At 70.8% G+C, this 15,352-nt stretch carries 13 protein-coding genes; 7 read left to right on the top strand and 6 right to left on the bottom strand.

The window, feature by feature from the left end; translation table 11 throughout:
* Genes H9L22_RS15915 through H9L22_RS15925 form a run of 3 tightly spaced genes read right to left on the bottom strand, consistent with a single transcriptional unit; the run spans position 1 to position 3,908 of the window.
* A complete protein-coding gene (locus H9L22_RS15915; RefSeq protein ID WP_187720760.1) occupies positions 1-372 on the bottom strand; it encodes a hypothetical protein in 372 nt (123 codons plus the stop codon).
* Positions 279-2,564: a DEAD/DEAH box helicase family protein gene (locus H9L22_RS15920; protein ID WP_187720761.1), complete on the bottom strand. Its 2,286-nt coding sequence runs from the start codon at positions 2,562-2,564 to the stop codon at positions 279-281. Before H9L22_RS15920 ends, H9L22_RS15915 begins: the two co-directional genes overlap by 94 nt.
* A 3-nt stretch (positions 2,565-2,567) precedes the next feature.
* Positions 2,568-3,908 (bottom strand): MFS transporter, encoded by a 1,341-nt coding sequence (locus H9L22_RS15925; protein ID WP_226965922.1) that lies wholly within the window; start codon positions 3,906-3,908, stop codon positions 2,568-2,570.
* Positions 3,909-4,140: 232 nt separating this feature from the next.
* On the opposite strand from H9L22_RS15925, the gene H9L22_RS20775 reads away from it, so the two are divergent.
* The 4 genes from H9L22_RS20775 to H9L22_RS15950 all read left to right on the top strand — a co-directional run bounded on the left by H9L22_RS20775 (position 4,141) and on the right by H9L22_RS15950 (position 11,790).
* A complete protein-coding gene (locus H9L22_RS20775; RefSeq protein WP_455431966.1) occupies positions 4,141-6,537 on the top strand; it encodes a citrate synthase in 2,397 nt (798 codons plus the stop codon).
* Positions 6,534-7,538: a LacI family DNA-binding transcriptional regulator gene (locus tag H9L22_RS15940; protein WP_187720763.1), complete on the top strand. Its 1,005-nt coding sequence runs from the start codon at positions 6,534-6,536 to the stop codon at positions 7,536-7,538. Before H9L22_RS20775 ends, H9L22_RS15940 begins: the two co-directional genes overlap by 4 nt.
* Before the next feature lie 135 nt (positions 7,539-7,673).
* Positions 7,674-9,524, top strand: coding sequence for a glycoside hydrolase family 127 protein (locus H9L22_RS15945; RefSeq protein ID WP_226965923.1), 1,851 nt, complete (start codon positions 7,674-7,676; stop codon positions 9,522-9,524).
* 94 nt (positions 9,525-9,618) lie between these two features.
* The gene (locus H9L22_RS15950) at positions 9,619-11,790 is read left to right on the top strand and encodes a glycoside hydrolase family 31 protein (RefSeq protein WP_226965924.1); all 2,172 of its coding nucleotides are present in this window, start codon (positions 9,619-9,621) and stop codon (positions 11,788-11,790) included.
* A 26-nt stretch (positions 11,791-11,816) separates the two neighbouring features.
* Here H9L22_RS15950 and H9L22_RS15955 read toward each other — a convergent pair whose 3' ends face one another.
* Genes H9L22_RS15955 through H9L22_RS15965 form a run of 3 tightly spaced genes read right to left on the bottom strand, consistent with a single transcriptional unit; the run spans position 11,817 to position 13,426 of the window.
* Positions 11,817-12,059, bottom strand: a complete 243-nt coding sequence (locus H9L22_RS15955; RefSeq protein WP_187720765.1) for a thioredoxin family protein — start codon at positions 12,057-12,059, stop codon at positions 11,817-11,819.
* 23 nt (positions 12,060-12,082) lie between these two features.
* Complete coding sequence (locus H9L22_RS15960; protein ID WP_187720766.1) at positions 12,083-13,123, bottom strand: permease; 1,041 nt, start codon at positions 13,121-13,123, stop codon at positions 12,083-12,085.
* Positions 13,124-13,426 carry an ArsR/SmtB family transcription factor gene (locus tag H9L22_RS15965; protein ID WP_226965925.1) on the bottom strand — a complete coding sequence of 101 codons (303 nt, stop codon included), beginning with the start codon at positions 13,424-13,426 and terminating at the stop codon, positions 13,124-13,126. It abuts the gene before it with no gap.
* A gap of 107 nt (positions 13,427-13,533) precedes the next feature.
* Between H9L22_RS15965 and H9L22_RS15970 the strand changes: the two genes are divergently transcribed.
* Genes H9L22_RS15970 through H9L22_RS15980 form a run of 3 tightly spaced genes read left to right on the top strand, consistent with a single transcriptional unit; the run spans position 13,534 to position 15,297 of the window.
* On the top strand, positions 13,534-14,193 hold the full coding sequence (locus tag H9L22_RS15970) for an arsenate reductase/protein-tyrosine-phosphatase family protein (protein WP_187720767.1): 660 nt from the start codon (positions 13,534-13,536) through the stop codon (positions 14,191-14,193).
* A complete protein-coding gene (locus H9L22_RS15975; RefSeq protein ID WP_187720768.1) occupies positions 14,190-14,846 on the top strand; it encodes an arsenate reductase ArsC in 657 nt (218 codons plus the stop codon). Before H9L22_RS15970 ends, H9L22_RS15975 begins: the two co-directional genes overlap by 4 nt.
* A 19-nt stretch (positions 14,847-14,865) precedes the next feature.
* Entirely contained in the window at positions 14,866-15,297 is a 432-nt protein-coding gene (locus H9L22_RS15980) for an arsenate reductase ArsC (protein WP_187720769.1), read from the top strand.
* Positions 15,298-15,352 lie beyond the last annotated feature (55 nt).

Here is a 15,352-nt window from a genome sequence, read left to right on the forward strand (position 1 = left end):
TCACCAGTGCCGGCGCTCGACGATGCGCATGCCCGCGCCGTCGCCGAACGGGGAGGTCCACCGGAGCGTGGCCAGCAGGCCCGCCCCCTCGGGGTTGCCGACGTAGATCAGCCTGCCGTCGCGTACCCGGCGCGCCCAGGCGGCCCGGAACACCTCGGCCCGCGCGGCGGAGCCCCCGAACAGGGTGGGCACCTGATGCCACACCTCCCGGTCCGGTGCCGGGGGCCGCAGCGCGTGCCGCAGGTGCAGCCGGTGCCGGTCCCAGGCCGGGCGCGAGATCAGGTAGCGGGGCTGCTCGATGGGGCCCAGAACCTCGGCCAGCGCCGTGACGAACTCCTGCGTGACCGCCTCCGCGACCCCCTCCAGGTGCACGCGGGTCTCGCCGCCCGAGGTGACCTCGACCCGCACCCCTCCGCGCCGACGGGGGAGCGGCCGCCTTCGCGCAGGGCATCGGCGACGGCCCTGGCATAGTCGGAGGTGGCCGGCTCGGTCGCCAGGGACGCGCGGACCTGGGCGGCGCGCAGAACGTACTCGCCGAAGAACAGGACCAGCGACACGAGGATGACCGCCGCCGCCGTCGGCGAGTTGATGAATCCGAGCATGGCGGCGACCGCCGCGGCGGGGATCCCGAGCCCGGCGAGGCCCACCGGGGCCTTCGGTGTCAGCTCCTTCCTCGTCGGCAACGGGCGCAGCGCCACCGGGGCCGGGCCGCGGTCGGCGGTGATCCGCAGCGTCACCACGGCGTTCTCGCGGGCCGGGTCGACGTGCGCCCAGGCGTCGCGGATGGCGGTCGCATCGGCGGCCCTGGCCAGAGCGCGGGCGTTGAGTGTGTCGATCGCGGTCGGCGGGGCGGACGGGCTCAGGTGTGAGTCGAGGTGGGCGACGCCGTCGACGATGTCGCCCTCCTCGTCGACGGCGAACCAGCCCTCGTGTTTGCGGACGAGGCGCCGGTAGTCGGCGTCGCCCTGTGGCCGGTCCGGGGCGACGCATGTGACGGTCCAGTTCACGGCCACCTTGTCGGGGCGGTCCGGGTCGGTGCGCAGCGACCGGCCGCGCGTCTGCACGATCGCCGTCGACGTGGTGGCGCTGGTCAGGTCGATCACGCCGCTCACGGCGCGGGCGTTCCAGCCCTCGCCCAGCAGGCCGCGGGTGCCGACCAGGCAGCGCGTCCAGCCCCGGTTCAGAGCCTCGGTGGCGGCGCGGAGCCAGCGGTCGGCCGTCGACCCCTCCAGCACGACGACGCCGTCGCCCTGCCCGATGTCCTCGTCGGGCAGCAGTTCCCGCAGCACGTGGGCCTCGGCCCCGATGGTCGAGCCGGTCACGGCGATGGGGCGCGCGCCGGCCAACCGGCCGTCGGCCACCAGCGCCTCCAGCAGCCAGTGGACTGAGCCTGACTGCGGCTCGACGACGCCGTCGAGGTCGGCAGGCAGCGCCGCGGCCCTGGCGTGGTCGGTGAGCACCAGCAGCCGCGCCCGGTCGTCGTCGGCGAGGGTCCGGGCGGCGATCTCGACGGCGGCCGCCGCCTTGGACGACGAACGGCTCAGCACCCGGTCGACCAGGGGATGGCCTGGGCGGATGCCGTGCCGGGTGAAGCGGTACCCGACGCCGGGCAGCAGCGTGGCGATGCGGCGCTGGAAGGCCCGCTCGGCGTCGTCGTCGCCGTCGCGGAGCCCGACGAGCCAGCCCTCGGCGACCGTCAGCCAGTCGTCCAGCGTCACGGGGGTGCGGTGACGCTCGGTGACGTGGGCGTGCTCGGGCAGGGGCAGGTGCCCGGCCAGCGCGAGGCGGACGACGGCATCCGCGACGTCGGGCTGCAGGTCGCGCCAGTCGTGCAGATCCAGCCAGCTGAGCAGCGGCACGTCGACGGCGTCGACGCGGGTCAGCTCGGAGACGAGTTCGCGGGCGCGGACCGTGCGGGCGTCGAGCCATTCCTCCTCACGTGCCGACGGCGTCGTGAACCAGGCGAGCTCGGCGAACGGCGCCAGGTCGCCCTCGGCCACCAGCGCCGGGATCCCCGCCTGGTAGGTGATGTCGCCGAACAGCCGCTCCACCCGGGCCGCCTGCGTCGCGGTGAGCAGTTCCGGCGGCGTCGCCGTCAACGCCAGGACGATGGCGTCGGGCAGGCCGGCGACGATCTCGTCCAGCAGGTCGCCCCACACCTCGAGCAGGTGGTGGCATTCGTCCAGCACGAGGGTGAGGGGGCCGGCGTCGTGCAGGCGCTCCACGAGCGCCAACCCGTTCGGGTGGAGCCGGGCCTTCTGGGAGTCGCCGTCCGCCTCGCCGTCGAACACCGCGAGCGACTGGTAGGTCAGCGCGGTGAAGACGGTGGGCAGGTCACGATCGGAGGTGGCCGGCTCCCCGGTCATCGCCGTCCAGGCGGCCCGCCACTGGGAGACGATGGCCACGTTGGGTGCGAACGCGACGACCGGCCGCCCCCACGAGGAGGCGGCGCCGACCCCCGCCAGCGTCTTGCCTGCTCCTGGCGGCAGCACCACCCAGTGCCGGGCGTCCGCCGAGTCGGCGATCGCGTCGAGGGCCTCGCGTTGGTGGCGCCGCCAACGCACTCGTCAGGCCGCCGCGGGTGCCACGGAGGGCTGCTTGATCGGATCCTTGACGAACACGGCCAGCGCCAGGCCGGCCGCGAGCACCACGACGACGCCGAGGATGCCCCAGTACTGCGCCTCCGCTTCCGAGGAGCCCAGCACCAGTTCGCCGATCGCGATGCCGGCGCCGAACAGCAGCGGAGACAGGAACGAGACCGCACGGCCGGTGGTGGCGTAGAGCCCGAAGATCTCGCCGCTCATGCCGTCGGGGATGAGGCGGGCCAGCAGGCTGCGGCTCGCCGACTGCGCTGGCCCGACGAACAGGCACATGAGCAGGCCCATCACCCAGAAGACGGGCTTGCCGCCGTCGTGGAAGACGAAGATGCCGACGCCGAGGGCGACCAGCGAGACCAGAGACGTGACGATCACGGTCTTGGGGCCGAGGCGGTCGTCGAGCAGACCGAACAGCATCGTGGCGACGCCGGCGACCACGTTGGCGACGACCCCGAAGATGACGACCTCGCTGAACTCGAAGCCGAACGTGCCGGCCGCGAGGATGCCGCCGAAGGTGAAGACGCCGGCCAGGCCGTCGCGGAACAGGGCTGAGGCGGCCAGGAAGAACAGGGTGTTCGGGCTGGTGCGTGCGAGGTCCGCGATCGAGCGGAACAGCCGCTTGTAGCTGCCGACGAAGCCGAGCGAGGGGGCCGCCGTCTCTGGCTGGCGGTCCTTCAGCGCCACGAAGATCGGGATCGTGAACAGCGCCGTCCAGGCGCCACAGATGAGCATGGCGAAGCGGACGTCGTCGGCGGGGAAGTCGGCCCCCAGCACGCCGATGATGACGAGCAGGATCGTGATGCCGCCCAGGTAGCCCAGTCCCCAGCCGAGTCCGCTGACCCGGCCGACGTTCTTCGGGGTGCTGACCTGGTCGATGGCCGCGTAGTAGTTGACGTTGGCGATCTCGGCGATGATGTTGCCGGCGCCGAGCAGGATCGCGCCCAGCCAGAAGTAGGACGGCTCGGGGGCCACGAAGTACATGGCCGCGCAGATCGCGGCCAGCACCCAGGTCTGCCAGCGCAGGTGGAACATGCGCCGGCCCTTGCGGTCGGCGCCCTGGCCGAGGACGGGCGCGAGCAGCGCGATGCACAGGCCGGCCGCGGCGGTGGTCCAGGCGAGGTTCTTGGTCAGGGTGTCCTTGTCGCCGAACGCCGAGCTGGTCAGGTAGACGGCGAAGACGAAGGTGGTGATCACCGTCGCGAATGGCTGGGTCCCCCAGTCCCAGAAGGCCCAGGCGAGCACGCGCCGACGTGGCGCCGGTTCGGCGCTGAGCGCGGTGATGGGGGTGGGAGCGGTGGAGGGCGTGGTCACGCCAGCAAAGCTATCGGGAAACCGGTCACGGTGGGGCAGGGGCCGAGCCTCGAACGCTCGGGCACGAGCCGTGTCCGGTCCGCGCCGTTCCCCGCAGGAACGTGTGCGGAACCTGCGGACGCTCCTTACCACGGTGGTTGTGTGGGCTGTATGGTGGGGTTCCGCAGACAGGCCAAACGTTGGCTGAGAACCCGGTGCCCATGGCGGCCGCCGGCCAGAGAAAGGCGCATGCATGACCGACAGCGGACTGCTCAAGCACGGAGAAACCGAGCTCGAACTTCCCATCGTCAGAGCAACGCAGGGCAACGACGGTCTCGACATCGGCAAGCTCCTCGCGACGACCGGTGTCACCACGTTGGATCCGGGCTTCGTGAACACCGCGTCGTGCACGTCTGAGATCACCTTCATCGACGGTGACAAGGGCATCCTCCAGTACCGCGGCTACCCGATCGAGCAGCTCGCCGAGAAGGCGACGTTCATCGAGGTCACCTACCTCCTGATCTACGGCGAGCTCCCCACCGCGGAGCAGCTGGAGACCTTCAACGGCAAGATCGCCCGCCGCATGATGCTCGACGAGCGCATGCGCGAACTGTTCCGCGCCTTCCCGCGCGGCGCCCACCCGATGCAGGTGTTGGCCGCCGGCGTCACCGCCCTCGGATCGTTCAACCGCGACACCCTCGACGTGCACGACCAGGACCAGGTCGAGGAGGCGAGCCTGCGTCTGCTGGGCTCGATGCCCACCCTGGCCGCCTATGCGTACAAGTCGTCCGTCGGCGCCCCGTTCCTCTACCCGCAGACCAAGCTCGGCTACGTCGAGAACTACCTGCGCCTGTCGTTCGGCACTCCGCAGGAGGAGTACGAGATCGACGACGACGTCGTCCGCGCGTTCGAGACCCTCTTCATCCTGCACGCCGACCACGAGCAGAACGCCTCGACCTCCACGGTGCGCCTCGTCGGATCCGCCGACGCGAACATCTACGCCTCCATGAGCTCCGGCGTCCACGCCCTGTCCGGCCCGCTGCACGGCGGTGCCAACCAGGCCGTCCTCGAGATGCTGCGCGAGATCAGCAAGGAGGGCCTCGACATCAAGGACTTCGTGGCCCAGGTCAAGGATAAGAAGTCCGGCGTCAAGCTGATGGGCTTCGGCCACCGCGTCTACAAGAACTACGACCCGCGCGCCAAGATCATCAAGGGCCACGCCGACGAACTGCTGCGCAAGTCGGGCGGCTCCAACCACCTGCTCGAGATGGCCCTCGAACTCGAGGCGGCGGCGCTGAACGACGACTACTTCATCGAGCGCAAGCTCTACCCGAACGTCGACTTCTACACCGGCCTGATCTACGAGGCGATGGGCTTCCCAGCCCAGCACTTCACGGCGCTCTTCGCGCTGGGTCGCCTCCCGGTTGGATCGCGCAGTGGCGCGAGCAGCACGCCGACCCGTCCCGCAAGATCGGCCGCCCGCGGCAGATCTATGTCGGCCCCGAGCGGCGCGACTACGTGCCGGTCAGCGAGCGCTGAGCCGACGGCGCCAGGTTCGATTCCGCGGGCCCGTCCCCTTCGTGGGGGCGGGCCCGTGGCCTGTCCTGCCACCCGGGTCAACGCGGCTATCCTGTCGGGCATGGCGTTGACGATGAGGGACGTGGCGGCACGCGCCGGTGTGTCCCTGAAGACGGTGTCGCGCGTAGTCAACGGCGAACCGCACACGTCACCCGAGGTCGTCTCACGGGTCCGCGCCGCCGTCGACGAACTCGGCTGGACCCCGAACACGAGCGCCAGGAACCTTCGCACCGGCCGGACCGGCGTCATCGCGCTGGCGGTCGAGGGGCTGCGCCGCCCATCGCTGGCGCAACTGGTCGAGGTCTTCGTCGACGAGGTGCGGCGCCGCGGCTTCGACGCCGCCGTCGAGCCGACCCGCCGCGAGCCGGGCAGGCTCACCGCCGTCCTCGAGGCGGTCGGTACGCACCACGACGGCGTCATCGTGTTCGGTGAGGTGCCCGCCCCACCCCCCGCCGGCAGCGTCCCGCCCGTGGTGGTGGTGGGCGGCAGCGGTGCTGCGCTGCCCTACGACCGGGTTGACGAGGACGTGGCCTCGGCCGCCTCGCTGGTCTCCCGTCACCTGGCGCTGATGGGGCTCCGTCGACCTGTGCTCATCGGCCGTGACCGCGGGGGCGCCTTCGAGGCCGACACGGGGGAGGGGCCGTCGCCCGTCCTGCGGGCGGCGCTGGCCGCCGTCGGGATCCACGACGTCCCCGTGCTCGAGCTGTCAGGAGCGCCCGACCGGGAGGCCGGCCTCGCCCTCTCCCTCGACGCGATCGCGCGCCATCCGGACACTGACGCGTTGATCTGCGCCAACGACGAGGTGGCACTCGGCGCGCTGGCCGGGTTGCGGAGTCTCGGCATCGACTGCCCGGGGCAGGTGGCGGTCATCGGCACCGGCAACCTGGTCGACGGCCGGTTCGCCAGCCCCTCGCTGACCACCGTCGACCTGCACAGGCTGTACCTGGCCCGCGCCGCGCTCGACCTGCTGGCGGAACGGCTCGGTGGCTCCCCGCCGGCCGGGCCGCGGAGCGTCACCATCCCCGTCGACCTGATCCGGCGTGAGTCGACGATGGGGCGAAGGGCGACATGACCTCCCGACCCACTCTCCAGGACGTCGCCGCCCTCGCGGGCGTGTCTGCCAAGACCGTTTCGAACGTGCTGCTGGGGCGCCCGAACGCCTCGTCAGCCACCCGGGAGCGGGTGCTCGCCGCCGTCGAGCAGGTCGGTTATGTCGCCAACCCCGCCGGCCGGGGACTGGTGTCTGGCCGCACGGGCCGCGTCGCCATCGTGGTGCCGAACCTCCACCAGCCCTACTTCGCGGAGATGGCGGAGCGGCTCATGGTCGAACTCGAGTCCCACGCGCTGGCGACCACCCTCGTCGTCGTCCGGTCGGGCGAGGAGGAGCGACGCGTGGTGCTGGGGGAGTCGACGCCCGGGGTCGACGGCGTGATCATCCTTCCCCACATGCTCCCGTGGGCGCTGCCGGAGGGCGGGACCCTGCCGCGGCCCGTGGTCCAGCTGGGCAGCACCGCCACCCCCGGCATCGACTGGGTGGCGATGGGTGAGCGGACGGGCATGCGTCTGGTCACCGAGCACCTGCTCGCCCAGGGCCACCGGCGTTTCGTCGTGCTCTGGAACGCGGAGGTTGGCGACGAGCCGGGGGAGAGGTTCGGGGGCATCCTCGACGCGCTCGGCACCGTCGGCATCGGGCGCGACGACGTCACCGTCGTCGCCGGGTCGGACTGGGACCGGCGCGAGTCGGGCTACGAGGCCATGGCCGGGCTGCTGCGCAGCGGACGGGACTTCGACGCCATCATCAGCGTCAACGACGCGCTCGCGGTCGGCGCCATGCGTGCCCTCGCGGACGCGGGCCTGCGGATTCCCGAGGATGTCGCGATCAGCGGGTTCGACGACACGGAGGAGGGGGCGTTCACCTCGCCGCCGCTCACGTCCGTGTCGCCGGAGCAGGCTGAGATGGCCCACAGCGCCGTCCGTCTGCTGCTTGAGCGGATGAACGGCTACGCCGGCCCCGCCCGCGAGGTGCTGACGGGTGCGCACCTTGTCAGCCGCGCTTCGACCGTCCGCCGCTGAGGCAGAGGCCCGCTCGACCCAACACGTCGTTATGAAACTGTGGCCATGCCGAAGGTTGTCTTGTGGTTGACAACGCTGAATCAAATGACGCAGAATCGGTCCCGTTCCTGAATTTCAGCGATGAAAGGGTCAGTGGTGACCGATACCGCAACGCTCGTCTCCCCTGTGGCTCCGCGCGCCCTCGGCGTGCGCCGTCCGCTCGCGGTGCCCGCAGTGAGGATCACTCCGTCGGCACGCCTCGGCGCCTGGCAGGCCCGCAACGCGGCGGCCACCATCCCGCACTGCATCGGGCAACTGGAGGAGGCCGGCAACCTCGACAACTTCCGTCGCGTCATCGGGGAGTCCGATGCGCAGTGGCGCGGGTTCTGGTTCGCCGACTCCGATGTCTACAAGACCATCGAGGCCGTCGCCTGGGAGATCGCCCGCACCGGCACCCACGCCTTCGACTCCTGGCTCGACGACGTCATCGCTCTCGTGGGGCGGGTGCAGGAGGCCGACGGCTACGTCATGACCTGGATCCAGGGCGTCCACCCCGAGAAGAAGTTCGCCGAGCTGGACTGGACGCACGAGATGTACGTGCTGGGCCACCTGGTGCAGGCGGCCGTCGCGCTCGACCGGGCCGCCGGCCGGGGCGACCTGCTCGACATCGCCGTCCGCTTCGTCGACCTGGTCGACCGCACCTTCGGCCCCGGCGCCGACCAGGTCGGCTACTGCGGTCACCCCGAGCTGGAGACCGCGCTGGTCGAGCTCTACCGCCACACCGGCGAGGACCGCTTCCTCGCGCTGGCCCGCCACCAGATCGACCACCGCGGCAGCGGGCTGCTGAAGGTCGGCGGGCTCGGCGCCCGCTACTTCCAGGACCACGCCACCGTCCGCGAGTCCCGCGCCGCCGTCGGCCACGCCGTCCGCCAGCTCTACCTCAACGCCGGCGTCACCGACCTCGTCCTCGAGGGCGGCGACGACGAGCTGCTGGACGCCATGCGCGACCAGTGGGACAGCGCCCACCACCGCAAGATGTACCTGACCGGCGCGTTCGGCTCGCGACACAGGGACGAGGCCTTCGGCGACGACTACGAGCTCCCGTCCGACCGTGCCTACGCCGAGACGTGCGCCACGATCGCCGACCTCCACTGGAACTGGCGCATGTACCTCGCCGAGGGCGGGTCCCGCTACGGCGACGTCATCGAGCGCGAGCTCTACAACGCGCTCGCGGCCTCGCTCGACGAGACCGGCACCCGCTTCTTCTACTCGAACCCGCTGCAGCTGCGGCCCGACCGCTACTCGGAGGAGAACGCCCCGCGCGAGCGCACCCCCTGGTACGCCTGCGCCTGCTGCCCGCCCAACATCGCCCGCGTCTTCGCCCAGCTCGGCGCCTACGTCGCCTCTGTCGACGGCGACGCGCTGGCACTGCACCAGTACACGGGCGTCGAGGTCGACCTTCCTGTCGAGCTCGGCGGCGGCGCCGTCACTGTGCACACCAGCTACCCGGACGACGGCCGGGTCGAGATCTCTGGCCCCGCGGGCGTGAAGCTCCGTCTCCGGATCCCGGCGTGGGCGGCCGGCGCGACGATCGACGGCGCCGCAGTCAGTCCCGCCGCCGATGGGTACGCCGAGGTCGTCCTCGGGGGCGGGACGCTCGTCCTCGACCTTCCGCTCGGGGCGCGGTGGACCTCCCCGAACCACAGGATCGACGCCGTCCGCGGCTGCCTTGCCCTCGAGCGTGGCCCGGTCGTCTACTGCGTGGAGGAGGCCGACCTCCCCGAGGGCGTCCAGCTCGCCGACACGCTCGTCGACCCCACCAGGACTCCGGGGGAGGCCGACGGCGCCCTCGAGATCGGGCTGATCACGAGGACACCCGACGGTGTCCTCTACGGCCCGATCAGCACCTCCACCACCGGGGAGGCCGTCGCCGTGCGCGCCATCCCCTTCCACACCTGGGGCAACAGGGCCTCCGGTGCCATGCGCGTCTGGCTACCCAGCGCGTGATCTCAATGAAGAGAGGACATATGTCGATGAGGATGAAGAGGATCGGGGCGGCAGCGCCGTCCTCGCCGTGGGCCGCCCGCTACAGTCGCTGCTGATGGCGACCGGTGTGCTGGCGGTCGCCGCGGCCTACGTCCTGCTGCCGGGTCTCGCCGCCGTCTTCGGCCTTGCCCCGGCCGCCTTCCTCATCACCCAGTACCTGTGGGGGACAGGCCTCCTCGCCGCCCCGAGATGCCAAAGGAGGCATTGCATGTTCGAAGTTCGTGACCGTTCGCTGCTCTGGCGGGGCGGCACAGAGACCCTGCTCGTCGAGTCCTGGGGGGAGGGCGCTGTCCGCGTCCGCTCCAGGCTGGGCGACGTCGTCGACACCGACTGGGCCCTGCTGCCCGCGCCGGAGACGGATGCGACCGTCACCGTCGACGGCGACACGGCTACGCTCGTGTGCGGGGCGATCACCGTCGTCGCCCGGCAGAGCGTCGGCCGGGACTGGCAGGCAGGACAGCTCGGGTTCGACTGCCGGCTTGAGTTCCGCGACGCCGACGACCGGATCCTGCTCAGCGAGCTGTCCGGCGGCGGTGCGCTGAAGCGTGATGCCCGCCGCTTCGAGCCGCTGCCCGGCGGCGGCTACCGCGCCACCCTGTCGCTCGAGTCCCCCGCCGACGAGCGGTTGTGGGGCATGGGCCAGTACCAGGACGGCACCGGCGACCTGAAGGGCTCCACCCTGGAGTTGGCCCACCGCAACTCGCAGGCCAGCGTCCCGTTCCTCCTGTCCAGCGCCGGCTACGGGTTCCTCTGGCACTGCCCGGCCATCGGACGGGCCACGTTCGCGGCCAACCGCACCGAGTGGGTGGCCGAGGTGGCCGACCAGATCGACTACTGGGTGGTCGCCGGCGACACGCCCGCCGCCATCCACCGCGCCTACGCCGACGCGACGGGCCACGCGCCGATGATGCCCGAGCTCGGCCTCGGGTTCTGGCAGTGCAAGCTCCGCTACACCAGCGCGGACGAGCTTCTGGAGGTCGCCCGCGAACACAAGCGCCGCGGCCTGCCCCTCGACGTGATCGTCGCCGACTTCTTCCACTGGCCGAAGATGGGCGACTACCGGTTCGAGGACGAGTTCTGGCCGGATGTCGAGGCGATGACGGCCGAGCTGAAGGAGTTGGGCGTCGAGCTGATGGTCTCGGTGTGGCCGCAGGTCGCGCTCGAGTCGGAGAACTTCGACGAGCTGTCCGAGGCCGGTCACCTCGCCTCCAGCAACAACGGCATCGACGTCCAGATGTGGTTCGAGGGGCCGAGCCGGTTCATCGACATGACCAGCCCGCGGGCCCGTCAGTGGCTGTGGGACACCTGTCGCCGCAACTACGGCGACCGCGGCGTGCGCCTCTACTGGCTCGACGAGGCCGAGCCGGAATGGGGCATCTACAACGCAGCCGCCTACCGGTTCCACGCCGGCCAGGCGCAGGCCGTCGGCAACGTCTATCCGCAGCACTTCTCCCGCGCCTTCTACGAGGGGCAGGCGGCCGACGGCGTCGAGGTCGTGAACCTCGTCCGGTGCGCCTGGGCCGGATCGCAGCGCTACGGAGCCCTCGTCTGGTCGGGTGACATCGCCTCGACCTGGGAGGCGCTCCGCGCCCAGATCGTGGCCGGAGTCCACATGGGGGTGGCCGGCATCCCGTGGTTCACCACCGACATCGGCGGCTTCTACGGCGGCGACATCACCGATCCCGCCTTCCATGAGCTGCTCGTGCGGTGGTTCCAGTTCGGCACCTTCCTGCCCGTGATGCGGCTGCACGGGGACCGGCTGCCCAGCCACCCCGTCGAGGCGGCCGACGGTTCGCGGCGGCTGGCCTCCGGCGCCGACAACGAGGTGTGGAGCTACGGCGACGAGGTCTACCCGATCCTGCGCGACCACCTGTTCCTCCGCGAGGAGCTGCGGGACTACACCAGGGAGGCGATGGCCGAGGCCCACCGTGACGGGCAGCCCGTCATGCGCGGCCTGTTCCACGGCTTCCCGTCCGACCCCGAGACCTGGACGATCACCGACCAGTTCCTGTTCGGTGGCGACCTGCTGGTCGCCCCCGTCGTTGAGCCCGGCGCCCGCTCCCGCAGCGTGTATCTGCCGGCGGGCCAGACCTGGACCGAACTGGCCACCGGCACCGTCCACGAGGGCGGTCGCCGCGTCGACGTGGAGGCTCCCCTCGAGGTGATTCCGGTGTTCGCGCGCGGTGCTGCCTGCGCCGATCTGATCGGCAGAAGACCCCGCAGCTAGGCCGGGGGGAGTGGCCGGTGGGAGCCCTACTTGGTGGCGGCGCGCAGCAGGTCGGCGACCTCCGCCGCGCTGGCGACCTTCCCGCTCAGGACGACCTCCTCGTCGATCACGAGGCCGGGCGTCTTCATGACGCCGTAGCCGGCGATCTCGCCGTAGTCGGTGACCTTCTCGACGTCGGCCTCCATGCCGAGTTCGGCGAGCGCGGCGCGGGTGTTCTTCTCAAGGTTGATGCAGTTCTTGCAGCCGGGGCCGAGGACCTTGATCTTCATGGTGTCTCCTTTGGTGGTTTGGGTCAGCCGAACAGGTTGAACAGGAAGCCGAGGGCCATGATGCCGACGGCGACGGCGCCGAAGAACAGCGCCAGGAGCGGCGGCTTCAGCACCCTCCGCAGCATGACGGCCTGGGGGATGGACAGGGCGATGGAGCTCATCATGAACGCCATGACGGTGCCGAGCGACATGCCCTTGGACCACAGCGCCTCGCCCACGGGGACGACGCCCGCGCCGTTCACGTAGAGCGGTAGGCCGGCGACCGTGGCGACGATGACCGCGAACGGGTTCTCCGGCCCTGCGAAGCGGGCGAAGAAGTCCTCCGGCACCCAGCCGTGGATGGCGGCGCCGAGACCGACGCCCAGCAGCACCCAGAGCCAGACGTCCTTGAAGATGTCCTTGCTCTCCTCGACGGCGGCGTCGACGCGTTCGCGCAGCGTGGGCTTGTGCCCCTCAGCCCGTAGCTGGGAGACGCGACCGCTCTTGACGACGTCCTCCACCCAGTGGTCGAGCTGGAAGCGGGAGAAGGCCCAGCCGATCAGGATCGACAGGACGCTGCCCGCGAGCAGGTACCAGAGCGCGATGTCCCAGCCGAAGTGGTCGCCGATCATGATGGCCGCGATCTCGCTGACCAGCGGTGACGCGATCAGGAACGTCAGCGTCACCGACAGCGGGATGCCCGCGGCGACGAAGCCGATGAACAGGGGGATGGAACTGCACGAGCAGAACGGGGTCACGACGCCGAGCACCACGGCGAGGATCAAGCCGACGAACAGGCCGCGACCCTCCAGGAACGTTCGGGCGCGCTCCAGGTCCAGTGACGCGCGCAGCATGCCCACCACGAACATGAGGCCGAGCAGGAGCAGGAAGATCTTGACGGTGTCGTAGAAGAAGAAGTGGACGGCGCCGACGGCGCGGGATTCGAGGTCGAGGCCCAGCAGTGCGACCAGGCCGTCCCAGACGCGTTCGTTGGCCAGCCACAGCAGGACCCACACGACGGCACCGCCAGCGAGCAGCAGGCGCAGGCGGGTGTCGCCGTCCGTCTTCTGGAGGGTTTGGGTCACCTAGATCGCCTCCGCCAATTCGCGCTGGGGGAGCGCCGCGTGCAGCCGGTCGAGGGCGTCGTTGGCAAGGGTGTAGTCCATCCAGCGGCCGCGGCGGGCGGCGGTGACCAGCCCCGCATCGCGCAGCACCCTGAGGTGGTAGCTGAGCTGGTTGTCGGGGATGGGGGGCTCGGGCTGCAGGTCGCAGACGCAGCGCGTGCCCTCGCGGGCCAGGCGGTGGATCACCGTGAGGCGCAGCGGGTCCGCGATGACGGCGAGCAGTTCCGCGTGGGCCGTCACTTCAAGGAGATTCGATTCAAGCACGTTTGAAGTGTACGCCGTGGGCGATCGGCAGGTGGGGGGGGGTGCGCTTATTGACACCGGAAGATAATTCAACTAGGATTGAATCAAGCTTGATTGAAGGAGTGTCCATGGAGCTGGCCGAGAGGGCCCGGATGTTCGCCGCGCTGGGGGACGTCACCCGCCTCGCCCTGCTGGATGAACTCGCACACGGCGACCTCACCCCGCGCGCCCTCGCCGATGCCCTCGGCACCCCTGGCAACCTCCTCACCCACCACCTCGGCATCCTCCAGGACTCAGGCCTCGTCCGGAAGCGCCGCTCCGACGTCGACGGCCGCAGCAGCTATGTGCAACTCACCCAGGTGGCGCGCGCCGTCCTGCCGTCGCGCCCGATGGCCAGGCCTAAGCGGATCGCCTTCGTCTGCACCGCCAACTCCGCCCGCTCCCAACTCGCCGAGGCCCTGTGGCACCGGGCCAGCGACATCCCCGCCGTCTCGGCCGGCACCCATCCCGCGCTGCAGGTCCACCCCGGCGCCGTCCGCGCCGCCGGCCGCCTCGGGCTCGACCTGAGCCACGCCGTCCCCCGGCAGGCCCAGGGCCTGCTGGAGGACGACGACCTGATCATCTCCGTCTGCGACTCGGCAGGCCGCGAGATCGAACCCGCCCACCTCCACTGGTCCATCCCGGATCCCGTGATGTCCGACACCCCGGCTGCCTTCGACGCCGCCAGCACCGAGCTGGCCCAGCGCATTGACGCACTGCACCACAGCATCCAAGGAGAAGAGTCATGACCACCGAACGCACCTGGGAGAGCCTTGCCCTCGACGAGAAGTACGCGCTCAGGCAGGCCACCGCCCGCCTCGAGGACGACTTCCGCCAGTTCTTCGGCACCGAGACCATCGAGCGGTTCCTCGTGAGCTCCTTCGACCAGTTCGCCGCCAGCGCCAAGATCCGCAAGTTCCTGCCCCTGATCGCCGAGCGCTTCGCGCGGCAGCGGCTCGAGGCCGTCGCCCGCCTCGAGGGCCACCGCAACGACGGCAAGTCCGTCGTCCTGTTCCTCTGCACCCACAACGCCGGCCGCTCCCAGATGGCGCTCGGCTTCTTCGAGGCCCTCGCCGGCGACAAGGCCATCGCCTGGTCCGGCGGCTCCGAGCCGGGCGACGAGGTCAACCCCGTCGCTGTGCAGGCCATGGCGGAGCGCAACATCGACATCTCGCGCGAGTTCCCCAAGCCCTGGACCGACGAGACGGTGCGCGCCGCCGACGTCGTGATCACCATGGGCTGCGGCGACGCCTGCCCGGTCTTCCCGGGCACGCGCTACGAGAACTGGGACATCGACGACCCGAACGAGGCCAACCTCGGCGACGTCCGCCGCATCCGCGACAAGATCGAGCGCCGCGTCCGGAAGCTCATCGACGAACTGCCCGAACCCGCAACCAACTGAGCCACCAGAGAGGCACCCCATGACCGACAAGCCATCCGTCATCTTCGTCTGCGTCCACAACGCGGGCCGCTCCCAGATGGGCGCGGCCTACGCCCAGCACCTGTCGCGCGGCGCCGTCGAGGTGCGCTCGGCCGGCTCCGCGCCCGCCGACGCCATCAACCCGGCCGTGCGCGAGGCCATGCTGGAGGAGGGGATCGATATCTCGCACGAGAAGCCGAAGATCCTCACCGGCGAGGCGGTGGAGGCCTCGGACGTCGTGATCACGATGGGCTGCGGGGACGCCTGCCCGTTCTACCCCGGCAAGACCTACCTCGACTGGAAGCTTGACGACCCGGCCGGCCAGGGCGTCGACTCCGTGCGCCCCATCCGCGACGACATCCGCCGCCGGATCACCGAACTGCTCACCGAACTCGGCGTCGAGGTGCACCCCACGCCCGCGGAAGTCGCCTGACGCGCTGTCAGTTCCCTGAGCTGAGGCATCCGTAGCCTCCCGCGAATGACCCTGG

The organism is Tessaracoccus defluvii (assembly GCF_014489575.1).
GTDB lineage: Bacteria > Actinomycetota > Actinomycetes > Propionibacteriales > Propionibacteriaceae > Arachnia > Arachnia defluvii.